The sequence below is a fragment of the Burkholderia sp. RS01 genome (assembly GCF_039748055.1).
In the GTDB taxonomy this organism is placed as follows: Bacteria; Actinomycetota; Actinomycetes; order Actinomycetales; family Micrococcaceae; genus Arthrobacter.
Genome location: NZ_JBDLAK010000002.1, coordinates 207,223 through 228,527 on the forward strand (window position 1 = coordinate 207,223; position 21,305 = coordinate 228,527).

Consider the following 21,305-nt stretch of genomic DNA (forward strand, 5'->3'; position numbering starts at 1 on the left):
CCGATAACTTTCTGTAGGAGAAAAAATGCCCCCGAAGACTCGTGGCGCGGTTCGCAAGCCGCGTAAGAAGGACAAGAAGAATATCGCGCTTGGCCAGGCGCACATCAAGAGCACCTTTAACAACACCATCGTGTCCATCACGGACCCGAACGGTGCTGTCATCTCCTGGGCTTCCGCCGGTGAGGTTGGATTCAAGGGCTCACGTAAGTCCACCCCGTTCGCTGCACAGATGGCTGCCGAAGCTGCTGCCAAGCGTGCGCAGGAGCACGGCCTGAAGAAGGTTGACGTGTTCGTCAAGGGACCGGGATCCGGACGCGAGACCGCCATCCGTTCGCTGCAGGCCGCTGGCCTCGAGGTTGGCTCCATCCAGGACGTCACCCCCGCCGCGCACAACGGCTGCCGTCCGCCGAAGCGCCGCCGCGTCTAAGCCTTTCCGCAGTCGGAGCTTGCCCGGACCCTTACCGGGTCCGGGCAAGCCCGCCGCGTTAAGTCTTCAGACCGATTTTCCACCACCTGTGTTGCGTCATATAGCGGATGCTCGCCGAAAGGAAACCTAAGTGCTCATTGCACAGCGCCCCACCCTCTCCGAAGAGGTCGTCTCCGATAACCGCTCCCGTTTCATCATTGAACCGCTGGAGCCGGGCTTCGGTTACACCCTCGGAAACTCCCTCCGCCGTACCCTGCTCTCCTCCATCCCCGGTGCCGCTGTAACCAGCATCCGGATCGATGGCGTGCTGCACGAGTTCACCACGGTTCCGGGTGTCAAGGAAGATGTCACCGAGATCATCCTGAACATCAAGAACCTGTCTGTGTCCTCCGAGCACGACGAGCCGGTTGTTGCTTACCTGCGCAAGCAGGGCCCCGGAGTCGTCACCGCCGCGGACATCGCTCCGCCGGCCGGCGTCGAGTTCCACAACCCGGATCTGCACATTGCCACGCTGAACTCGAAGGGCAAGTTCGAGCTCGAACTGACCATCGAGCGCGGCCGCGGCTACGTTTCGGCAGCTCAGAACAAGTCCGGCGACGCCGAGATCGGCCGTATTCCGGTTGACTCGATCTACTCGCCGGTGCTGAAGGTTACTTTCCGCGTGGAAGCCACCCGTGTTGAGCAGCGCACCGACTTCGACAAGCTCATTGTCGACGTCGAGACCAAGCAGGCCATCGCCCCGCGCGATGCTGTTGCTTCGGCAGGTACCACCCTGGTGGAACTGTTCGGTCTGGCCCGCGAGCTGAACACCGCAGCTGAAGGTATCGAGATTGGCCCGTCGCCGACGGATGCTGCCCTGGCAGCAGACATGGCCCTGCCGATCGAGGATCTGGACCTCACCGTCCGTTCCTACAACTGCCTCAAGCGTGAGGGCATCCACACCGTGGGTGAACTCGTTGCCCGCTCCGAGGCTGACCTGATGGACATCCGCAACTTCGGTGCGAAGTCCATCGATGAGGTCAAGGCAAAGCTGGTTGAACTGGGCCTGTCCCTCAAGGACTCGCCTCCCGGTTTCGACCTGGCCGCCCGCGCCGCAGCCATCGAAGAGGACGACGCCGCGTTCAGCGACGACGAGCTCTAACAAGCAGATCTTGGCCGGCGGGCTGGATGCACCATGTTGTGCGCAGCCCACCGGCTTCCATATGAGGAGAAACAATTATGCCTACCCCCACTAAGGGTCCGCGCCTCGGAGGCGGCCCGGCTCACGAGCGTCTCATGCTCGCGAACCTGGCAGCAGCACTGTTCGAGCACAAGCGGATCACCACCACGGTCACCAAGGCCAAGCGCCTGAAGCCGTACGCAGAACGCCTGGTCACCTTCGCCAAGCGCGGCGACCTCGCTTCCCGCCGCCGCGTGCTCGGCCTGATCAGCAACAAGGGCGTCGTCCACGAGCTGTTCACCGACATTGCACAGGCAGTGGAGAACCGCGATGGCGGCTACACCCGCATCACCAAGATCGGCAACCGTAAGGGCGACAACGCTCCCATGGCTGTCATCGAACTGGTCCTCGAGCCGGTTTCCGCCAAGCAGGCCGTTGTAGCCGAGGCTACTTCCGCTGCCAAGCGCGACGCCGACAAGAAGGAAGCCGCTGCTGCTCCGGCCGCAGAAGAAGCTCCCGCCGAGGCTGAGGTCGCTGAGACCGAAGCTGCTCCGGAAGCCGAAGCTGCCGAGACCGAAGCTGCTGCAACCGAAGAGGCTCCGGCCGCTGAGGAAGCTGCTGACGAGTCCGCAAAGGACGCGAAGTAATTCGCTGATTCCTTCACATAGACTTAGGTCTATGAACGACCAAAAACCCGCGGCCCCCGTTTTGGGGGGCGGCGGGTTTTTGCGTATCCGGCTTGATTTGGCGTACGACGGCGGCCCCTTCAGCGGGTGGGCCCTGCAGCCGGGCCTCCGCACAGTCCAGGGAACCCTGGAGGAGGCGCTGGAGCTGCTTATCCGGCGTCCCGTCCGGGTCACCGTCGCGGGACGGACGGACGCCGGCGTGCATGCCCGCGGCCAGGTGGTCCACCTCGACCTCACGGAGGCCGAGTGGGTGGGACTGAACCGCGGTGCGGAACTCGATCCCGCCGTCGCGCTCTTGCGCAGGCTCCGCGGCGCGCTCAGCCGGGGGCTGGGGGACCTGACCGGTGCGATCGTGGTGCACCAGGTGTCCATAGCCCCGGAGGGCTTCGACGCCCGGTTCTCGGCCCTGTGGCGGCGCTACAGCTACCGCATCGCAGACGGTCAGGCGTTGTGGGACCCGCTGGGCCGCTACGACACGCTGTGGCACAAGAGCCCGCTGGACGTTGACCTCCTTAATGCCGGTTCGGTGCAGCTGCTGGGCCTGCAGAACTTCCTGTCCTACTGCAAGCCGCGCGAGGGGTCCACCACCATCCGCGAACTGCAGCGCTTCGAATTTGCCCGCGGCGAGGACGGCGTCATCGTGGCCACGGTCCAGGCGGACGCGTTCTGCCACAACATGGTGCGCGCGCTGGTGGGGGCCGCGCTGTATGTGGGGGAGGGCGTGGAACCGCCGGGCTGGCTGCACGAGCGGCTGCTCGCCAGGAAGCGTGACGCCCGTTCGGTGCTGGCGGCGCCGCACCCGCTGGTGCTGGAAGAGGTGGCCTATCCGTCCGACGACGAGATGCTGGCCCGGGCCGAGCTGACGCGGGCCCTGCGGGAGTAAGTCCTTAAGTTAGCTCGTTCTGAGGGTCATGACTCAATTTCCCGAACGCAGCTAGTAGGCTGAGGCGCAGTCTTTAGTCATGCGGTCCTTACAGGGGGTAAGGGATGAATGATCGTCGCGTTGTGGTCGCTATTGAACAGGATGAGGAAGTCCGGGCCCTTTTGCGGGCCACGCTGGGGGATGCCGGTTTCGAGGTGCACTTTGCCGCCACCGGGGCGGCCGGCATTGAGCTGGTGCGTGCCAAGCAGCCGGATACTGTCACGCTGGACGTGGTGCTTCCTGACATCAACGGGTACGAGGTGGCGCGGCGCATCCGGGAATTCAGCCACACCTACATCATCATGCTCACGGCCCGCAGCAGCCTCCGCGCCACCATCAGGGGCTTCGACGCCGGGGCTGACGACTACATCGTCAAGCCGATCCGCCCGCGCGAGCTCCGGGCCCGCATTGACGGGATGCTGCGCCGGCCACGGCGGTTGCGAACCGTGGCGCCGGTTCCGGCCTCGGCCCTGTTGGCCCCGGTGTCGGTTCTGCCCGTGGTGGCAACGGCAGGCTCGACGGCGACAGCCGCAACTGCGGCGGCGGGCTTGACGGCGACAGCCGCAACTGCGGCGGCGGGCTTGACGGCGACAGCCGGCTCCAGTTACGAGCACAAGGGCCTGCGGATCGACAGTGCAACACGCGCGGCCAGCATTGGCGGCAGGTCGCTGGCGCTCACGCGGACCGAATTCGATCTGCTGCGCATCCTTCTGGAAAGAGGCAGCGGCGTGGTGACCAAAACGGAACTGGCCGGGCTGCTGGGGCTGGTGCAGCAGGAAGCCGCACAGCCCGGCGCTGCCGCCGCCGGCACGCGTGACCCCGGACGATTGATCGAGGCCCACGTAGGGAACCTGCGGCGCAAGCTCGGGGATGACGCCAGGCGGCCCCGGTGGCTCAAGACGGTCCGCGGGTCCGGGTACACGCTGGCCTGACGGGGCGTGTCCGGGACGCTCCAGATGTGCCCCTGCAAACAGGGGAGTGACTGGGAAAAGCCTAAGAAAATGCCAAGGGCGCAGGCGCACGGTAGAGGCATGAAATCACTATCAAGCGACGAGGTTGTCGCAGTCCGAGGCGTTCTTACTGATACGCATCCGGTCGATTTCTATGCGCTTGGCGTCGCGGGGGCGATTGACCGATTGACCCTTCCGTTGCGCGAACGCGGAGTCGTGGTGCACCTGGAAACGCCGCACCACGGCATGGAAGTCGACCGGAAGTCCGCGACGCTGCTGTACCGGGCGGCGCAGGAGCTCTTGAGCAATGTCCACAAATTCGCGGAGGCATCCGCCGTGACGGTCCGGTTGGGCTGCGTTAGCCTTCCCGCCGAGAGCCACGCCGTCCAGCTCAAAGTGTGCGACGACGGCACCGGGTTTGATGTGCACGCGGCCACGCACGGCAGGCATTCCGGGATGGGGCTCCGGCTCATGCGGCTGGCCGTGGGCTCGGTGGGGGGCCAGATGGTCATCGACTCGTCCGGAGACCGGGGAACGTGCGTGACCATAACGCTGCCGCTGGACTGAACGTTCTGCTGCGTTAGAGTGCGGCGGCGCTGGCCTACAGCGCCCTTACAGTGCCGCGGCGCCTTCCACCGGAAGAGTAACGGTGAACGTCGTGCCGGCACCGGGTGTGCTGGCGCAGGAGATTTTCCCGCCGTGCCGCTCCACGATGGTCTTGGTAATGGACAGTCCGAGGCCCACGCCGGGGATCTCAGCCTTCCGGGCGGCCTGGGTGCGGAAAAACCTCGTGAAGATCCGGGCCGATTCCTCTTCGCTGATGCCCATCCCGGTGTCTTGGACCTGCAGCTCGACCCAGCGATCGGTGCTGCTGGCACGGACGGTTACTGCACCGCCGTCCGGCGAATACTTGATGGCGTTCGAAACGAGATTGTCGAGGGCCTGGGCCATGCGGAGCGGATCCGCGTGCGCCCACAGGGGAACCGGAACGTCGGCTCTGAGCGAGACGTTGGTGGCATCGGCCTGTGCTTGGGCGGACCCGATGGTGGTCTCGATCAACCCGGCCAGGTCAGTCCGCCGGGGATGGACGGCCAGCACGGTTGAGGCCGACACCAGCAGATCCGACACGAGGGAGAGGAGCCGCTCGGCGTTGCGCTGCACCACCTCGAGCCGCTGCACGCCGGCGGAGGACAGGCCATCCGCCTCATCGAGCACCAGATCGACGTTGCCGAGGACGGACATCAGCGGGCTCCGGAACTCGTGGGAAACGTTGGAGATCAGCTCTTCCTTGGCGGTCAGCGCTTCCACAAGGCCCGTGACATCGCTGTAGACGACGACGGCGCCGCTGGACCCGCCGTCGTCGTTCTTGATAATCCGCGCAGCGGTTGAAACGGCGCGCTGCGCCGACCCCTCGCCGATCCACACCAGGTAGTCCGCGAACGTTTCGCCCGCCACCGCCCGGCGTATGGGCCGCTTGTCCGCAGGAAGCGGCGTCACCTTGTCCTGGCCGAACAGGAGCTGCTCGGATTCCGGGACCGGGACTGATGCGCCAGTGGATGCAGCCTGCTGGAAATCCTTCTGCTGGCCGTTGACCAGCACTTTGTGGCCGTCGGCGTCCACGGCGACAATACCGACGTCGATCGTGTCCAGCACCGTCTTGAGCAGCCGCTCGCGGTTCCTGCTTTCGACGAGCAGTTCGCGGAGTTCGGCGTCCTTTTTCTCCAGCCGCAGGCGCTGCACCCTGACATTGGCGCTGGCGAAGCGGATTGCGAGGGATACGGCCAACATCATGAGCGGAAGCAGAATTACCGTGGCGATGTCCGAAGGTGAAATTCTGGGAAACTTTTGTACCACCGTGGGTATGGCGATGAGTAACGGCCCAAAGAAACTCAGGACAATCGTCGTCCGCGCGTAGGCGCCCGATGCCGACAACCAGATCACGGGGAATATGGCCAGCACAGCTAGTCCGGCAACAGCCGGAACCGCTCCATTGCGGGCGAGCCCGATCACCACAAGGTCAAGAATTGGTATTACGAGGTACGCATTGGCTGGCAGCCGTTCCCACGGAACCAGGAAACAGGAAAGGAACAATGCAACCATCAGGATGATGGACGCGATAAACACGCCGTTGTCTATCAAGGTCGGCCAGACCGCGGGGGCGGCAATCGCCAGCGCGCCAAGGATTAGCGTCACCGGAAGCTGGCAAAGCGCAACCTGCAAACGAGGCCCAAGGCGCCTGAAAAAACGGTCGGTGTCCCGGACCAGCAGCTGCTCACCCATTGCGGCGGCACCTTCTATTCTGTTTTTTCGCACCGCAGGGCGGCGCCTGCATAAACCAGGGCATGAAGCCCATTATGCACGGCAATTCTTCAGCAAACGCAGAGACCGTTGTGTCGGCAAGGTAACGGGCCAAAAGATATCGAGAATAAAGGGTGTCCAGTCCACTTCACGTTGTAGCGTAGGTATTCTGGGAACGCTTCCCGCATTGCGCTGGGCTGTGCGGTGGTATTGCCGGATTTGAGGACAGCAGTGATCGATCTTGGTGTGGCCGTGGTGATTGAGGATGACGCCGACGTCCGTAATCTCCTTGATGCGGTACTTCAGCAGGCCGGCTTCGAGGTGCACTCAGCAGCTACGGGCCGCGACGGTGTGGACATAGCCAGGCAGAGCCGGGCCAGCGTCATCACTCTTGATGTCGGCCTCCCGGACATTGACGGCTTCGAGGTGCTTCGCCGGATCCGGCAGTTCAGTGACGCCTACGTGGTGATGCTCACGGGCCGGAACGAGGAACTGGACACCATCACGGCGCTGCAGGGCGGCGCTGACGATTACATCGTCAAGCCGTTCCGGCCGCGCGAACTGCGGGCCCGCATATCGGCCATGATGCGCCGGCCGCGGCAGGGCGCAGTCGGTGAGCCCGAGGCACCGCTTGGGTCGCCGTCGGAACCGGGTCCCGCTGCCACCGGCGCTGCTCGCCGCGGCGGAACGGTACTGCATCACAACGGTCTTGACCTGGACACCGAAACCCGGACAGTGGCCCTCCGCGGGACGCCGCTGGGGCTGACCCGGAGCGAATTCGACCTCCTCCACGAACTTCTGCGCGGAACGGGGGCCGTCCGCACGCGGGCGGACTTGGTGCGAGTGGTTCGCGGCGAGTACTACCGCGAGGACACCTACATCAGTGAGGCCGACGAGCGGGCCGTGGAGGTGCACATCGGTAATTTGCGCCGCAAGCTCCGTGAGGATCCGCAGGACCCCCGGTGGCTGGTCACCGTACGCGGGGTGGGGTACAGGCTGGCGCCGAAGCGGGCGGAGTAGGTTCTACGAGCTGTCCGGCGGAAGCCTAGCTGTCCGGCGGAAGATAACCCAGTTTCAGTTCCCTGACGGTGAGCGCGCCAGTTTGTGCGACCGCCGGCAGCAGTCGCCGCACGCAGGCGAGGTCTCCGGATTTGACGAGGCGCTGCACCTCGATGGCGAGCGTGGCCAGCCGGGTGGCACCCACCATCAGGGCGGAATTCTTCAGGCTCAGTGCAGCGTCCATGGCAGCGTCGGGATCATTGTCTTCGACGGACCGTTCCAGGTACCGGAGCCGCTTGTCCCAGATGCTGATGTAGTCCCGGGCGAAGTTGTAGGCAACACGGGTGCCGCCCATTTCCTCTTCCAGTTCGTGCAGGACGCTCAGGTCCACGACGGGTTCCTGGGAGTCGTCCTGAGCGCCGTCCTGTTGCCCGTCCTCGGAGTGTCCGGATGCGGGCAGGCAGACGCCGTTGGCGCCGCCGTCTCCTGCACTGGAACCTGAATTGGACATACGTTAAGGCTACTTTCTGACCTTGTGAAAAACCTGATCAACCTTGGATCCTGTGGAAACCCTGCGGGTTCCTTGTGGTGGGGGAAAACCTGCGGAAACTCGACCCTACTGGCCACTGAAGGTTTCGATGGTGTTGATAACGGCGGGGCCCAGGATGGCGATAAAAAGTACCGGGAAGATGAAGAAGAGCAGCGGGAAGAGGATTATCACGGGAAGCTTCATGGCCTTCTCTTCGGCCCGCTGGCGGCGCTTGACGCGCATCACCTTGGCCTGCACCCGCAGGACCCGGCTGATGGCAATGCCGTAGGTGTCAGCCTGCACTACTGCCTGTACGAAGCTCCGCAACTCGGGGATGTTGGTGCGCTCGGCCAGGGCAAGGTAGGACTCGCGGCGGCTCCGGCCCACCTGCATGTCCTGCAGGGTACGGACCAGTTCCTCCGCCAGCGGGCCTTTGCCGTTCTCACCGGCTCGGGCCATGGCTCCTTCGAAGCCTAGGCCTGCTTCCACGGAAATCAGCATCTGGTCGAGTGTGTTGGCAAGCTCCAGTTGCATGACTTTCTGCCGTTCCATGCCCTTGCTGTAGAGCATCAGGTCAGGAATGAAGTAGCCAAGGAACAGGACGAACAGCCCCACAAGCTTAATGATCGGTGTGGTGGCGATTGAACTTATGTACAGACCTAGCAATCCGCCCGCAAGTCCCAGAGCGGGTTTGGCGGCGAGCACTCGGCCTAGAGGAAGGTTCGCCGGGCGGCCTGCTAGGGACAGCATGTGATCGAGCTTGAGGACGTAGGCCGCCGGTGTGAGCCTGCGGCCGATCTTCTCGACAACGCCAGAGCTTGTCTTTTTCTCCACTTCGGCGCGGTGGCTGCCCCTGGACAGAATGTCACGGGCCACCGTCTGGCCCCTGCGGTCAACGGACAGCAGAGACCAGGCGAGGTAGCCGATTGGCAGGCAGATCAGGAGGAGCGCGAGAACAATTAGCGGATCCATGGCCGGCTCAGAACTTCAGGTCAATGATCTTGCGCATCCAGAGACCACCAAGGGTCATCAGGATGACGGAGGCAAAAATCATGATCCAGCCAAGGGGATTTGTGAACATCTTGTCCATGTAGCCCGGGCTGACAACCGTCAGCATGCCCACGATGCCGATCGGCAGGGCCATGAGGATGTATGCGGAGAACTTGCCTTCGGCGGCCAAAGCCTTGATGTGGCCCTTGATTTCGTTGCGCTCGCGGATCGTCTCGTTCACCTGATCCAGCACCTCGGCCAGGTTGCCTCCCACCTCTCGGTTTATCTGTATGGCCTGGGCTATCCAGACGAAGTCCTCGTTCTGCATGCGTTCCGCCGCGTCGTTGAGCGACACAAGCAGGTCTCGGCCGAGACTTGTCTCAGAAACGATCCGGCGCATTTCTTCGGACGTCGGTGCCTGCGACTCGTTGGCGGCTGCGTCAACTGCCCGCAGAATACTATGGCCGGCGCGGAGGCTGCCGGACAGCAGTTGCAGCGTATCGCCGAGTTGGTCTCCAAACTTGGTACGCCTCTTGCCTGCCAGGAAGCCCAACACAAGGTGACCAACGAACGGCGCTGTCATCACCAGGAGGATAGCCAGAAGGGGGCCGGCTACGACGAGCCCCACGAGCGCACCCACGAATGCGCCGATGACAACTAGCAGCAGGAAATCAGCCTGGCTCAGGCGCAGGCCGGCATTCTCGAGGGTCTCCCGCTTGAAGTACCGGAAGTTCCTCTTGGAAAGGAATCGCTCGATTGTTTGAACTGCCGAACCCGCAAAGCGGGTCAGCTGCGAATCCGACTCCGTCCGGTACGGCCTGCGGCGGTCCAACGACACCGTGGGGGTGCGGGGGATGAGCGCGGCCACTCCCCCCAAGGCTACTGAGGCAACGACCAAAATAATACCAATTGTCACGACCATGAACGTCAGTGCTTTCCGGTCGGAGCCAAGGGAGCGCCGAAGACCCCGGGCGAAACGTGAATGCCCATGTCTTCGAAACGGTCGATGAACCGGGGGCGGATGCCTGTAGGAATCGGGCTTCCCAAAAAGCGTCCGTGTTGATCCACGCCGGCTGAGTAGTCGAAGACGAAGGCGTCCTGGAGCGTGACAATATCGCCCTCCATGCCCTGGACCTCGGTCACATGCGTGATGCGCCGCGTGCCGTCCCTGAGCCGCGAAATCTGGATGATCAGGTTGACGGCGGAGGCGATCTGCTCGCGGATTGCCCGCAGCGGCAGGTCCATGCCCGCCATGAGGACCAGTGTTTCAAGACGGGCGACGGCGTCACGGGGCGAGTTTGAGTGGACGGTGGACAGCGAACCGTCGTGGCCTGTGTTCATGGCCTGGAGCATGTCCAGGGATTCCCCGCCACGGACCTCGCCCACCACGATGCGGTCCGGACGCATACGGAGGGAATTGCGAAGCAGTTCGCGGATGGTAACCTCGCCCTTGCCCTCGGTGTTGGGCGGTCGGCTCTCCAGCCGGACCACGTGCTCTTGCTGGATCTGCAACTCCACGGCATCCTCAATGGTCACGATGCGTTCGTTGGCTGGCAGGAACGACGAGAGGACGTTAAGGAGGGTGGTCTTCCCTGTGCCGGTGCCGCCGGACACGATGATGTTTAGCTTGGCCTTGACGCATGCGTTCAGCAATTCGGCCATCTCCGGAGTAAGGGTGCCAAAGTCGATGAGGTTGCGGACAGTTAGGGGCACCTTGCTGAACTTACGGATGGTGAGTGAGGAGCCGCCGACGGCCAGTGGGGGGATCACGGCGTTCACGCGGGAGCCGTCCTCAAGGCGCGCGTCCACTAGCGGTGAGGATTCATCGATGCGTCGCCCAACCTTTGACACAATTCGCTCAATGACCTTGCGCAAGTGGTCCTCGGAGCTGAACCGGGATTCGGTCAGGGTCAGTTGACCCTTTCGTTCCACATAGATCTGGTCCATCCGGTTCACCATTATTTCGGTAACAGCGGGATCGTCCAACAGCCGTTGCAGGGGCCCGTAGCCGAGCACGTCGTCAGCCACGTCCGCCACCAGCCGGGAGCGCTCGTCGGCGGTCAGTGGCACCTGTTCGGCATCGATGATGCGTATGAGCTCTTCGCGCGCGGTCCTGCGGAGTTCCTGTTCCGTGAGCGTTGAGTCATTAAAGCGTGCCCCCATGCGGTCAAACAGCGCCGTTGCGGCACGCTGCTTAAGGGCAGCAAAAACGTCTACCGGCTGCTGGGACTTTGCTTTGAAGGGTTCCGCCTGCGGTGCGCTGGCGGGCTTAGTCGGCGAGCTTTCCGCCGCTGGGCGTCGGCTCTGAGCGGGCAAAGCGGGAGGCGTTTTAGCGGACGGAACAGGCTCTGCTTCCTTGCCCGGAGCTGGCGCTACCACAGCAGCGCTTGCAGGCTGTGCCTGCGCAACCACAGCCTGGGCAGCCGCCTCAGCTGCGCGCCGTGCCGCACGCGTCTGATAGGCAGACACACCAGACAGCGGCCGGGGGGCAGTGCTGAACGACGCCGTGGTTGCAGTCTGTACCCTGCTCGGGTCACTCAGCATCGGCGCAGGGCCGGAGGCGATGTCCGCGGGCGCAGCCGGGGCGTGCGCGGAGACAGCGGGAACATGCGATAGGGCACCCGGAACCTCGGACCTGAGCTGCGCGGCCTGGATTCGTTCGGACAGCCTCATCTAGACCACCACCCTCCGGTGGGCGCTCCGCTGCGCCTTGGTGCCAGCGGCAGGACCCAGACGGTCCACCAACTGGCCGAGGCCCTTTGCAGCGGGATCTTTCCTGGCATCCAGCAGGAGGGGCGTGCCGCGGTTGGTGGACAGGGCCACCGCTCGGGAACGGGGCACGCTGACGTCCACGGGGGCTCCGATGGTGGACTCTATATCCTGCACGGTGAGTCCGCACTTGGAGTCAGCCATATTCAGAACCACGTGCTGCCCTTCCGGCAGAATCTCCAGCTGGCGCAGGATGTCCATGCCTGAACGAAGGCCGCGGACGCTGGGAATGTCCATCGCGCTGACCCAGACGACGTCCGTGCAGGCTTCCATGGCGGCAAGCCCGATTTCGGGCAGGCCGGGCGCAGTGTCGACCACGACGTACTGGAACTCCTCGGCCAGCTGTTCGATGAGACGCGTGACCTGTTCCGGGGTGATGAAGTCGGCCTCGACAGGGCTGGCCGGTGCACAGAGTGCGTAGATGCTGGCGGGGTGTACGGTGAGGAAGGCCTTCAGCACCAGGGTGTCCTGGCTGGCAGCGGGAGAGACTGCGTCGGTGACAGTGTGCTCCGGATTGAGGTAGAGACCGGATGCGACGTCGCCGAACTGCAGGTCCAGATCCACAATTACTACGCTCATCGGGGCTATCTTGCCCAGGCCGACGGCGATATTGGTCGCGATGGTGGTCTTGCCGACGCCGCCTTTGGGGGAGAAAACACCGATCACAGTTCCTTTGGGGTTGTCCGCCGGTTTGGGCTGTTCGACGCGATGCCTGCTGGCGAAGGACTGGCACGCACGTTCAAGTAGCACGCGGAGCTGCGCCGGATCGGCTGACGGACTAAGGATGTCCCGAACGCCAGCCCGCATGGCCTGCAAGATGAAAGTGGGATCAGGCTCACTGACTAGAAGAACAGTAAGATCCGGAATCTGGACGTCGAGGACTGTTGCCAGGCGTAGGGCCTCATCGACGGGAACGTCTGGACCCAAAATGAGTACCTCGGGCTGCTCCTGATTCAGTTGGGCGAACAGATCGTAGGGTCCGGCGGGCAAGACATTGGTGAAGAACGTCTGTACGCCGCCCTGAAGCCCGCCTGCCACGGCCTGCCGCAGGCGGCCGTCAAAGTCCGCGTTGGGCGTAATCAGGACGAAGCGGCTCACTTGTAGACCTCACTCCGCTGAACGATCCTGGGGCCGCTGTCCTTAGCGTTCGTGGGTTCTTTACTCAGCCAAATCTTGGCGTATTCCGCAGCGAAGACGATCTTGGCTGCGTCGACGTCGCTTACTGCGACTGTCAGCATCAGGGAACCGGTTGGCAAGGTGGTGTCTTGAGGATTGCCAGCGTTCGGATCGGCGGTCGCCGATGGCGAAGGTCCGGCCGTGGGCGCAGCTTCGGGCGCTCGCTGGACGGCCGTAACAAGCGCCTTGTGAACGGTCAGCTTGGTCGTTTCCTTGTCGGGCCGGTCTTCGAGCCCGCCCTTTTCCATATTGACGAAGACACCGACGTGGTCCCCGGGAACTAACCGTCCACCGACCACCCGATCCGGCTCAAGCTGGAAGGAAACCTCCTGCAGGCCCGCGGGGATGTTCACGGACCCTGCAACCTTGACGTCCTCGGGCGCAACCAGCCGCTCGGAAACGAGCTGCTCGCCCGGAACCAAGTCCACCGCGGCAACCTTGCCCTTGGCGGACTCCAGAGTTTTCAATGACGACTCGGTGACCGCCGATGCAGGAAGCTGCTCGGTGGCGAGTGAAGCAGCCATTGACTCAACGGGGGTGCCAGCAGGAATCGCTGTCTTGACCACCAAAACGTCCACAGGTTCAAGGTTCTTGATGGCGCGCTGGTCTGCGCCCTGGGCGTATGAAACTACAAGCATGGCGCCCACGAGGGCGAGGACTACTGCCGCCGCGCCTACTAACAACCGAGACTTCACGAACTTGCTCCTGAGGATTTTGAATCACTGAACTGCGGCACTGCAGGGAACTAACTGGTCAGTTCAACAACGGTGTCGCCGTAAGGGCTGACCGGCCCAAGTTTGTAGCCGTCGGCCAGGGAAACGTACTTGACGAACTGCCCAATGATTCCGCGGCAGTTGCCTTTGCACTCCAGGCTCTTGGTCGAGGAAAGGTTGTTGTAGACCATGGGCAACTTGTCAGAACCGCTGAACGCCCAACCCTGGACACTGAAGGCGACAAAGCTTTTCAAATGGTAGCTGGCTCCCGATCCCGTTCCGGTCACGTCGTCGTAGACCGGTAGCAGGACTATGACCGGGCGCGCAGCCGCAAGCTCGCTTGCCCACTTGTTCAGGACGGCATCACAGTTTGACGGACCGTCGTTGCCGGTGGCGCTGCCACTCTGGTTGATGGCCAGATTTACGAGCCCTCCGCACTGGCCAGGGTTCTGGCTCGTCCAGCCGAAGCCGCCGGGCACCGTCTTGCCCGCCGGTCCCAGCGCACAGTCGGCGTTGGCATCCGCGGAGTGGTTCTGCAGGAGCTGGGCACCCCCGTCAACCATGCCCGAGACCTGGCAGATGGAGAATGCAAGTGGGAAGACAATGGTTCCTTCCACCGGGCTGCCCCACCGAACGCTGGAGGCGGCACTCACCTCCGTGCTGGGAATCCCAAGGACATTGGCGAAGAAAAGCGACACCGTGTTTGGTGCTTTTCCGATTTCCTGGGCGCCAGCCGTTACTGTCACCGTACGGTACACCTTGTCGAGTGTGATGGATTTGATGTTACTGAGGTTGTCGAGGGCGTTCTTGTTCGCCAGTTCAGCAGCCAGCGGGGACGTAGTGGAACAATTGACGTCGGCGTCGTTCTTGGCGCATTTCTGAGCCATCATGAGGGCAGCTGCGTCGGAGCCGTTCTGGAGTTGTGCTCGTTCCGAATAGAGCTTCGCAACGTCGATGGCCAGGGCGGCAAAGCCCAACATAACTACCATGAGAATGGCGACAATGACAGCGATTCCGCCGCGCTCTGAGTCAGCTGGGGATGTTAGCCGCCGCACAGCATGGTTCCTTTCCCTGTCATGGCAAACGGGCCAGCGATCCCAGTCATGGTGCTCAATGTGTAACTGACCGTCACCGTCATTTGCGAACCGGTCATGCAATCAGTTGCACTGAATGTGATGTTGCCGTCGACCAGGCTAGGAGTAAGTTGCGTTGCGGCGTTCTTGGCTGCTGTCCTGGCGTCAGTCTGGCTATTATTGATTGCCATCGATCGCGCGCTTTCGCGGGCCGCATTCGTGAGCGTGGCTTGGGTGTTGTAAGCCCGCCCAAACTCCATTATTCCGAGCAGAAGCATCACCAAAATCGGGACCAGGAGTGCGAACTCAACGGCAACGGCCCCGCGTTCGGAATTCCCAGACAATGTGGTTACCCTTCCGTGTGAATGGAGTCCTGATCGCTCTCCTATGAGACCACCGGGCGGCAACGCGAGTGCGCTACCGCCCGACGACCTACTGCAAACTACCTGCAGCCGGCGGCTGCTGACTCATCAACACCGACCGTTGCCGGATCGTCCACCACGGCGGCGGCGTACGCCTTGCCCTGGACCTTGCAAGCAACATCGTTGAACATCGAACTCAGGTTGCCACCAAGGAGAGTCACGGCAACGATGATAGCGACGGCGATGAGGGCGACCATGATGCCGTATTCGACGGCCGTCGCACCCTTTTCGCCACGGCGGACACTGGCGGCGGCATTCGAGAAGAAGGCAAGCATTTCATGCTCCTGTCCGGGTGAATGGATGCTGTTCAGTCCTACTTGGCGATGCAGGCAAAAGCGACGGCACTAGGAGCAAGTGTGCGCCGTGTCGCTCCACGTTCCAGCGGGAGACTTAAGGTTGACGCAAGCAATTTTCCCGAAGAGGTTGGTCAAGTTGCCGCCGAGGAGAGTGACGGCGACGATGATTGCTACGGCGATGAGGGCAACCATGATGCCATATTCAACAGCGGTTGCACCTTTCTCATCGCGGCGGAGGCGGACTGAGAGGTTGGTGTAAAGAGCAAGCATTTTGAACTCCTGAGCGAGTGAAGGAAAGCTGGTCCGACACCAGCTCTATAAAAAAGCTAGCAACGGAATTCGCCCAGCGTTACGGTTCTTGCAGCATCCTGTGCCAACCTTTACCAAGCTGCGCGTTTCCTGCGTCTTCACTGTGTCAACCTTGCATTTTGCGGGCGTTTCGCAGAGCACCCAGGCGCACAAAGGACCCCCTCGGCTCTGGGATCCGAGGGGGTCCGGTCTTGGCTGCCGCATCGTGATGAGGGCGGTCGTCTACCGGTGACTTAGCCCGCGAACATCGCCGCGATATTCAGCACGACGGGTCCCAGGACCACGATGAACAAAGTCGGCAGGATGAAGAGGATCAGCGGGAAGAGCATCTTCACCGGCATCTTCATGGCGTGTTCTTCGGCCCGTTGCTTCCGCTTGATGCGCATGTCCCCGGCTTGCGCCTTCAGGACGCCGGCAATGGCGATGCCGTACGCGTCTGCCTGGATAACTGCGCGGATAAAACTGCGAACGTCCGGCACATCCACTCTCTCGGACATCGCGAGGTAGGCATCCTTGCGGGACCTGCCCACCTGGATGTCCTGCAGCGTCCGGACGAGTTCATCGGCCATGGGGCCATGCCCGTTGGTGCCGGCCCGCCCCATTGCCGCTTCAAACCCCAGGCCGGCCTGCACCGAGATGAGCATCTGGTCCAGCGCTGTGGGCAGCTCCAGCCGGATTGCCTCCCTGCGCTTTTGAGCACGGTTGCGCACGAGCAGATCGGGGGTGAAGTAACAGAGCGCCGTAACGCCCAGCAGAATGAGGAACCGCTGAGCTGACGGGCCCCCGGCAAAGAACAAATATCCTGCCACCGCGCCGGCGAAGGCCAGAATCGGCTTGACCATGATGAGCCGGGCTAGCGGCCACTCCTTGGGACGCCCGGCGCCTGCCAGCTGCTTGTCCAGCCAGCCTGCGTATCCCTTGGGCATGATCCGCTGGCTCATGAGCGCCAGTTTTTCGTTGACGCTGAGCGCGGAACCCCTTGCTTTGGAGGCTCGGCCGAGGTTGGCCTGGATGTTTCGCAGGCCAGCCCTGTCGCCGGTGAAGGCGAACCAGGTCATGACCGTCAGAGGCGCGATCACCGCAAGGATCGCGGCGTAAGCGAGAGGTTGCATGCTGATCACCTACTTTCTAGAACTTCGGTTTGATGATGCGGCTCAGCCAGAAACCGCCTGCGGTCAGAAGAACAACAGCCGCTGCGATCATGAGGAAGCCGGGCAGAGTGCTGCTGAAGACCCGGGAGTACAGCTCGTTGAACAGCATGAGGCCAATGAACATGACAACCGGCAGCGCCATGAGAACGATGGCGGACATCCGGCCTTCCGCACTCAGGGCCCGGATCTGGCCGCGCACCTGATTGCGGTCACGGACTGTGTCGCCAAGGTGGTCCAGGACCTCGGCAAGGTCGCCACCCACCTCGCGGTGGATCTCGATGGCCTGCGAGATAGACAGGAAATCCTCACTCTTGGTTCGTCTAGCCACATCCGCCAGGGATTCTCCGAGGTCCCTGCCGATGCGCGTTTCGTTGACGATCCTGCTGAGCTCCTCGGACATTGGCGGGTGGCTCTCCTGGGCAGCCGCGTCAACGGCCCGTAGAAGGCTGTGCCCCGCCCGGAGGCCGCCGGCGAACATCTGGAGGGTGTCGGGCACCTGCTGGTCGAACTGCATCCGGCGGCGCCCAGCGAGGAAGTTCAGCAGGAGATGGAGAGTCAATGGTGTCAGCAGGGTCAGGAAGAAAGCCGCGAAAAGGCCGCCAAGGAAGAAACCGAACACCCCCGCCATGAGGGTGATGACACCGGCCATGAGCAGATAGTCGCCCGGCCCTTTCTTCAGACCGCATTCGTCCAGCCGGTCCCGGGACAAAAGCCCGGGCCCGCGCTTCTTGATTCCTTTGTTCAGCGCTCCTATCGCCTGATCCGTCAGCCGTGTCAGGGCTGTCGGCTTCGCGGGCGAATCCGGACGGCGGCGGGACATAGGGAGTGCCGATCGAGGCCTGAGTGCCACGCCAAAAGTAAGGAAAATGGCAAGGTAAAGCAGGAACAGCGCCACCACGAAGACGCCGGTGTCCCCGGGCATTCTCATCGCCCCCTTGCCGGCGGACCGCCGGCAAGCGATGCGCCGAACACTGCCGGCGAAATTTCGATGCCGAGCTCGGCGAAACGGTCCGTGAACCTCGGCCGTACGCCGGTGGGCACCGGCTTGCCCAGGAATCGTCCATTGGCGTCAATACCTGCCGAATAGTCGAACACGAAGGCATCCTGGAGGGTCACAACCTCCCCTTCCATGCCTTGGACCTCGGTGACGTGGGTGACCCTGCGTGAGCCGTCGCGCATCCTGGTGATGTGCACGATCAGGTTCACTGCGGAAGCGACCTGTTCGCGGACCGCGCGGAGCGGGATATCCATTCCGGCCATGAGGACCAGCGTTTCAAGGCGGGAAATGGCGTCCCTGGGGGAGTTAGCGTGGACCGTGGAGATGGAGCCGTCATGGCCAGTGTTCATGGCCTGCAGCATGTCGAGGCACTCGCCGCCGCGGACTTCGCCCACTACGATCCGGTCCGGCCGCATGCGGAGCGAATTCCTCACGAGGTCCCGGATGGAAACTTCGCCCTTGCCCTCAATGTTTTGCGGGCGGCTTTCGAGGCGGATCACGTGCTCCTGCTGCAGCTGGAGTTCCACGGCATCCTCGATCGTCACGATCCTGTCATCTGACGGGATGAACGAGGAGAGCACGTTGAGGAGTGTGGTTTTACCCGTACCGGTACCGCCCGAGACGATGATGTTCATCCGGGCCAGCACGCATGCCTGAAGGAGTTCCGCCATTTCCGGGGAGAGGCTCCCCAGCGAAATCAGGTTGTGGACGGTCAGCGGATCACGGCCGAACTTGCGGATAGTGAGAGCAGGCCCGTTGACGGCGAGCGGCGGAATGACGGCATTGACGCGGGAGCCGTCGGCGAGCCGCGCATCCACGAGCGGGGACGATTCGTCGATGCGCCGTCCCACCTTGGACACGATGCGTTCGATCACCCTGCGCAAGGCTTCATCCGAACCGAATTTCGTGTCGGTCTGGAAGAGGCGGCCCTGGCGTTCCACATACACCTGGTCGTAGCGGTTCACCATGATCTCAGTGATGGAGGGGTCATCAAGGAAGCGCTGGATGGGCCCGTGGCCCAGCACGTCATCCATGATTTCCCGGATGAGCCGCTGCCTCTCCGAAGTGGATAGCGGTACCTGCTCCTCGTCGACCACGACCTTCAGCTCATCGCGGACGAACTGGTGCAGTTCCTCGTCCTCGAGGGATGAATCCGTGATGCGCGACCCCAACCGCTCAAAGAGCGTATGGGTAGCCCTCTCCTTGAGGGCGTTCAGGGCCTCGCTTGCGACAGATGCGACCTGTGGGAGCTCCACTGCGGCCGTCGCGTTTGCCGCGGCCTCGGCCGTTTGCGCCTGGTGCTTTTGCCCCAGGGTGGCGGGCGCCACCTTGGGCTGGAAGACGCCCTCGAAGGGCTTGGGCGCCTCGGGCTGGGCCTTGGCCTCGCCACGGAGGTGCTGGAACCGGTCTGTCAGGTTCTTCACTGGACTACCGCCCTTCTGTGCAGCTTCTTGTGAGGTCTTTCTTCCCAATTGGGTTTGAATCGCTCCACCAGTTGGCGGAGCCCTTTGCTAGCCGCGTCCCGGCTGCCGTCCTGCAGGATGGGAACACCCTTGTTCGTGGAGAAGGGCAGCGTTTTGGAGCGGGGGAGCGCGACGTCCACAGGAGCGCCGATGGTCGCCTCGATGTCCTGCAGCGTCAGGCCGGCGCGGCGGTCCGTCATGTTCAGGACCACGTGCCGCCGTTCGGGGAGCAGATTCAGTTCGGCCAGGATGTGGAAACCCGTCTTGAGGCCGCGGATGCTCGGAATGTCCATGCCGCAGATCCAGACAGCATCGGTGGCCTGCTCGAGTGTCGCCAGGACGTGCTCTCCCAGGCCGGGTGCCGTGTCTACGACGATGTAGTGAAACTCCTCGCGGAGCTGGTTGAGAAGTCTGGTGACGTGTTCACCGGAAATCCTGTCCATCTCCACCGGGTTCCGGGGCGCGCACAGGGCGTAGATGCCGGCCGGATGGACGGTGAGGTACGTCTTGAGGACCATGGAGTCCTGGCTGGCGGCCCCCACCACGGCATCGGTGATGGTGTGCTCCGGATCCAGCATCAGCCCGCTGGCAACATCTCCGAACTGGAGGTCGAGGTCCACGATCACCACGCCCATGGGAGCGGACTTCCCCAGGCCGACGGCCAGATTGGTTGCCACGGTGGTCTTGCCCACACCGCCCTTGGGGGACATGACTGCAATGACCCTTCCGCCGGCGCCGTGATCTGCGTGTTCGGACGTTCCGGGGGCCAAACCCCGACGGCGGCCGGCGGCTGCGAGGCTGGCGCGCTCCAGCATGACGCGGATGGAGTCGGGGTCGGCCGCCGGATCGAGGAGGTCCCGCACGCCCGAACGCATGGCCTGTAAGACCACTTCCTTGGTCTCGGGAACAACCAGCACCACGCTGATCTCGGGATATTGGAGATCCATCACCGATGCCAGCTTCAGCGATCCGTCAGCGGGGAGCCCGGGGCCGAGAATCAGCACCTCCGGAGGCTCTCCAACCAACTGCCGCAGGAAATCGTGCGGCCCTTCGGGCAGGTAGTCCGCCTGGAACACTTGGAGCGAACCGTGCATGCCGGCCACGGCCAGCTGCATCCGGCGTTCGAAATCGGAATTCGGCGTGATGAGCACGAAGCGGCTCATCGGAACAGCCTTGCGCTGTTCACGACGCCGGACGTGGCTTCGACGGCGTTCGCCGGTTCCTTGGAAAGATATACGTGGCCGAATTCGGCGGCGTAGATGATCCGCTCGGCATCGGCTGAGTTGCGGGCGAGGGTGATCATGTACGTCTCGTCAGAGGAGCTGCTCTTCTTCGAAGTGAGTGCACCCTTGGTGGCTTCCTCTTCGGCCGCCGAATCCTGCGGTTTGGCGGCGCTGCCGTTGCTGTATTGGGCCCCCGTCACCAGGACCTTGTGAAAAGTCAGCTGTGTGCCGCTGGTTTTCGCGCCGGAGTCCTCTACCGAAAGGAAGACACCCACGGTGTCGCCTGCGGCAATCTTGCCGCCAACCACACGTTCAATGGGCAGCTTCAGGGTGATCTCCTGCATGCCCGCAGGTACCTGCACCCTGGAAGGCCCAAGGAAGGCGTCGGCATCCACCAACCGAGTTGAAAGAAGCTGCTCTCCAGGCATCAGGGCCACGGCTGTGACTTTCTGGTTCACATCGCCCAGGTCCGTGACGGCGCCGGCGGCGATGGCGAGCTTGGGGACTTCCTTTTTGACGACGGCGTCTGCCATCTTGTCCACACCGGTGCCGGCCGCAACGGCCTTCTCAACGACGTAGACACTTTCCGTTTCGGTATCGGCCATGGCGCGCTTGTCAGCGTTTTGCACGTACGAGACCAGCAACACGGTTCCGATGATTGCCACAATCAGAGCGGCAATGCCTCCCAGTAGGCGAGTTTTCACTGTATTCCCCTTAAGAATTATTCAATATCGTTTATCTATGCGGTAGCCC

The 21,305-nt window shown here is 62.8% G+C and carries 23 protein-coding genes; 7 read left to right on the forward strand and 16 right to left on the reverse strand.

Annotation, left to right across the window (positions count from 1 at the left end):
• The first annotated feature begins 25 nt into the window (after positions 1-25).
• The 6 genes from rpsK (at position 26) to ABFP37_RS02995 (ending at position 4,711) form a co-directional block, all read left to right on the forward strand.
• Entirely contained in the window at positions 26-427 is a 402-nt protein-coding gene (gene rpsK, locus ABFP37_RS02970; RefSeq protein WP_011692779.1) for a 30S ribosomal protein S11, read from the forward strand.
• Positions 428-557: 130 nt separating this feature from the next.
• On the forward strand, positions 558-1,568 hold the full coding sequence (locus ABFP37_RS02975) for a DNA-directed RNA polymerase subunit alpha (RefSeq protein ID WP_056626606.1): 1,011 nt from the start codon (positions 558-560) through the stop codon (positions 1,566-1,568).
• Between the two features lie 77 nt (positions 1,569-1,645).
• Complete coding sequence (gene rplQ / locus ABFP37_RS02980) at positions 1,646-2,233, forward strand: 50S ribosomal protein L17 (protein WP_078027222.1); 588 nt, start codon at positions 1,646-1,648, stop codon at positions 2,231-2,233.
• A gap of 31 nt (positions 2,234-2,264) precedes the next feature.
• Positions 2,265-3,155 carry a tRNA pseudouridine(38-40) synthase TruA gene (gene truA / locus ABFP37_RS02985; protein WP_347032680.1) on the forward strand — a complete coding sequence of 297 codons (891 nt, stop codon included), beginning with the start codon at positions 2,265-2,267 and terminating at the stop codon, positions 3,153-3,155.
• 122 nt (positions 3,156-3,277) lie between these two features.
• Positions 3,278-4,126: a response regulator transcription factor gene (locus tag ABFP37_RS02990; RefSeq protein ID WP_347032681.1), complete on the forward strand. Its 849-nt coding sequence runs from the start codon at positions 3,278-3,280 to the stop codon at positions 4,124-4,126.
• A 99-nt stretch (positions 4,127-4,225) separates the two neighbouring features.
• Positions 4,226-4,711: an ATP-binding protein gene (locus ABFP37_RS02995; protein ID WP_078027220.1), complete on the forward strand. Its 486-nt coding sequence runs from the start codon at positions 4,226-4,228 to the stop codon at positions 4,709-4,711.
• Between the two features lie 45 nt (positions 4,712-4,756).
• Here ABFP37_RS02995 and ABFP37_RS03000 read toward each other — a convergent pair whose 3' ends face one another.
• Positions 4,757-6,424, reverse strand: coding sequence for a HAMP domain-containing sensor histidine kinase (locus ABFP37_RS03000; protein WP_078027219.1), 1,668 nt, complete (start codon positions 6,422-6,424; stop codon positions 4,757-4,759).
• Positions 6,425-6,673: 249 nt separating this feature from the next.
• On the opposite strand from ABFP37_RS03000, the gene ABFP37_RS03005 reads away from it, so the two are divergent.
• Positions 6,674-7,462 (forward strand): response regulator transcription factor, encoded by a 789-nt coding sequence (locus tag ABFP37_RS03005; protein ID WP_347032682.1) that lies wholly within the window; start codon positions 6,674-6,676, stop codon positions 7,460-7,462.
• Positions 7,463-7,487: 25 nt separating this feature from the next.
• Here ABFP37_RS03005 and ABFP37_RS03010 read toward each other — a convergent pair whose 3' ends face one another.
• From ABFP37_RS03010 to ABFP37_RS03080, 15 genes are all read right to left on the reverse strand, one after another.
• Entirely contained in the window at positions 7,488-7,952 is a 465-nt protein-coding gene (locus ABFP37_RS03010; RefSeq protein ID WP_347032683.1) for an Hpt domain-containing protein, read from the reverse strand.
• 105 nt (positions 7,953-8,057) lie between these two features.
• Positions 8,058-8,942, reverse strand: a complete 885-nt coding sequence (locus ABFP37_RS03015; RefSeq protein WP_347032684.1) for a type II secretion system F family protein — start codon at positions 8,940-8,942, stop codon at positions 8,058-8,060.
• Between the two features lie 7 nt (positions 8,943-8,949).
• Complete coding sequence (locus ABFP37_RS03020) at positions 8,950-9,828, reverse strand: type II secretion system F family protein (RefSeq protein ID WP_347032685.1); 879 nt, start codon at positions 9,826-9,828, stop codon at positions 8,950-8,952.
• A 59-nt stretch (positions 9,829-9,887) separates the two neighbouring features.
• A complete protein-coding gene (locus ABFP37_RS03025; RefSeq protein ID WP_347032686.1) occupies positions 9,888-11,123 on the reverse strand; it encodes a CpaF family protein in 1,236 nt (411 codons plus the stop codon).
• Between the two features lie 510 nt (positions 11,124-11,633).
• Positions 11,634-12,827, reverse strand: coding sequence for an AAA family ATPase (locus ABFP37_RS03030; protein WP_347032687.1), 1,194 nt, complete (start codon positions 12,825-12,827; stop codon positions 11,634-11,636).
• The gene (cpaB, locus tag ABFP37_RS03035) at positions 12,824-13,600 is read right to left on the reverse strand and encodes a Flp pilus assembly protein CpaB (RefSeq protein WP_347032688.1); all 777 of its coding nucleotides are present in this window, start codon (positions 13,598-13,600) and stop codon (positions 12,824-12,826) included. The genes ABFP37_RS03030 and cpaB overlap by 4 nt, the downstream gene beginning before the upstream one ends.
• 50 nt (positions 13,601-13,650) lie before the next feature.
• Positions 13,651-14,673 carry a TadE/TadG family type IV pilus assembly protein gene (locus ABFP37_RS03040; protein WP_347032689.1) on the reverse strand — a complete coding sequence of 341 codons (1,023 nt, stop codon included), beginning with the start codon at positions 14,671-14,673 and terminating at the stop codon, positions 13,651-13,653.
• Complete coding sequence (locus ABFP37_RS03045; RefSeq protein WP_347032690.1) at positions 14,661-15,035, reverse strand: TadE/TadG family type IV pilus assembly protein; 375 nt, start codon at positions 15,033-15,035, stop codon at positions 14,661-14,663. The genes ABFP37_RS03040 and ABFP37_RS03045 overlap by 13 nt, the downstream gene beginning before the upstream one ends.
• A 98-nt stretch (positions 15,036-15,133) precedes the next feature.
• Entirely contained in the window at positions 15,134-15,388 is a 255-nt protein-coding gene (locus ABFP37_RS03050) for a Flp family type IVb pilin (RefSeq protein WP_347032691.1), read from the reverse strand.
• Between the two features lie 69 nt (positions 15,389-15,457).
• Positions 15,458-15,679, reverse strand: coding sequence for a Flp family type IVb pilin (locus ABFP37_RS03055; protein WP_347032692.1), 222 nt, complete (start codon positions 15,677-15,679; stop codon positions 15,458-15,460).
• Positions 15,680-15,951: 272 nt separating this feature from the next.
• Positions 15,952-16,830, reverse strand: a complete 879-nt coding sequence (locus ABFP37_RS03060; RefSeq protein ID WP_347032693.1) for a type II secretion system F family protein — start codon at positions 16,828-16,830, stop codon at positions 15,952-15,954.
• Positions 16,831-16,846: 16 nt separating this feature from the next.
• Positions 16,847-17,797, reverse strand: coding sequence for a type II secretion system F family protein (locus ABFP37_RS03065; protein ID WP_347032694.1), 951 nt, complete (start codon positions 17,795-17,797; stop codon positions 16,847-16,849).
• Positions 17,794-19,290, reverse strand: a complete 1,497-nt coding sequence (locus ABFP37_RS03070; RefSeq protein WP_347032695.1) for a CpaF family protein — start codon at positions 19,288-19,290, stop codon at positions 17,794-17,796. Before ABFP37_RS03070 ends, ABFP37_RS03065 begins: the two co-directional genes overlap by 4 nt.
• Positions 19,287-20,492 (reverse strand): AAA family ATPase, encoded by a 1,206-nt coding sequence (locus tag ABFP37_RS03075; RefSeq protein ID WP_347032696.1) that lies wholly within the window; start codon positions 20,490-20,492, stop codon positions 19,287-19,289. The genes ABFP37_RS03070 and ABFP37_RS03075 overlap by 4 nt, the downstream gene beginning before the upstream one ends.
• The gene (locus ABFP37_RS03080) at positions 20,489-21,256 is read right to left on the reverse strand and encodes an RcpC/CpaB family pilus assembly protein (protein ID WP_347032697.1); all 768 of its coding nucleotides are present in this window, start codon (positions 21,254-21,256) and stop codon (positions 20,489-20,491) included. The genes ABFP37_RS03075 and ABFP37_RS03080 overlap by 4 nt, the downstream gene beginning before the upstream one ends.
• Positions 21,257-21,305: the final 49 nt, after the last annotated feature.

What these genes read in the sequence shown, in the direction of transcription:
- ABFP37_RS03055 (WP_347032692.1), bottom strand. Translation starts at nt 15,679, where the DNA reads ATGCTTGCTCTTTACACCAACCTCTCAGTCCGCCTCCGCCGCGATGAG.
- ABFP37_RS03010 (WP_347032683.1), bottom strand. Translation starts at nt 7,952, where the DNA reads ATGTCCAATTCAGGTTCCAGTGCAGGAGACGGCGGCGCCAACGGCGTC.
- ABFP37_RS03065 (WP_347032694.1), bottom strand. Translation starts at nt 17,797, where the DNA reads ATGAGAATGCCCGGGGACACCGGCGTCTTCGTGGTGGCGCTGTTCCTG.
- ABFP37_RS03060 (WP_347032693.1), bottom strand. Translation starts at nt 16,830, where the DNA reads ATGCAACCTCTCGCTTACGCCGCGATCCTTGCGGTGATCGCGCCTCTG.
- rplQ (WP_078027222.1), top strand. Translation starts at nt 1,646, where the DNA reads ATGCCTACCCCCACTAAGGGTCCGCGCCTCGGAGGCGGCCCGGCTCAC.
- rpsK (WP_011692779.1), top strand. Translation starts at nt 26, where the DNA reads ATGCCCCCGAAGACTCGTGGCGCGGTTCGCAAGCCGCGTAAGAAGGAC.
- ABFP37_RS03000 (WP_078027219.1), bottom strand. Translation starts at nt 6,424, where the DNA reads ATGGGTGAGCAGCTGCTGGTCCGGGACACCGACCGTTTTTTCAGGCGC.
- ABFP37_RS03075 (WP_347032696.1), bottom strand. Translation starts at nt 20,492, where the DNA reads ATGAGCCGCTTCGTGCTCATCACGCCGAATTCCGATTTCGAACGCCGG.
- ABFP37_RS03025 (WP_347032686.1), bottom strand. Translation starts at nt 11,123, where the DNA reads ATGGGGGCACGCTTTAATGACTCAACGCTCACGGAACAGGAACTCCGC.
- ABFP37_RS03015 (WP_347032684.1), bottom strand. Translation starts at nt 8,942, where the DNA reads ATGGATCCGCTAATTGTTCTCGCGCTCCTCCTGATCTGCCTGCCAATC.
- ABFP37_RS03050 (WP_347032691.1), bottom strand. Translation starts at nt 15,388, where the DNA reads ATGCTTGCCTTCTTCTCGAATGCCGCCGCCAGTGTCCGCCGTGGCGAA.
- ABFP37_RS02995 (WP_078027220.1), top strand. Translation starts at nt 4,226, where the DNA reads ATGAAATCACTATCAAGCGACGAGGTTGTCGCAGTCCGAGGCGTTCTT.
- truA (WP_347032680.1), top strand. Translation starts at nt 2,265, where the DNA reads ATGAACGACCAAAAACCCGCGGCCCCCGTTTTGGGGGGCGGCGGGTTT.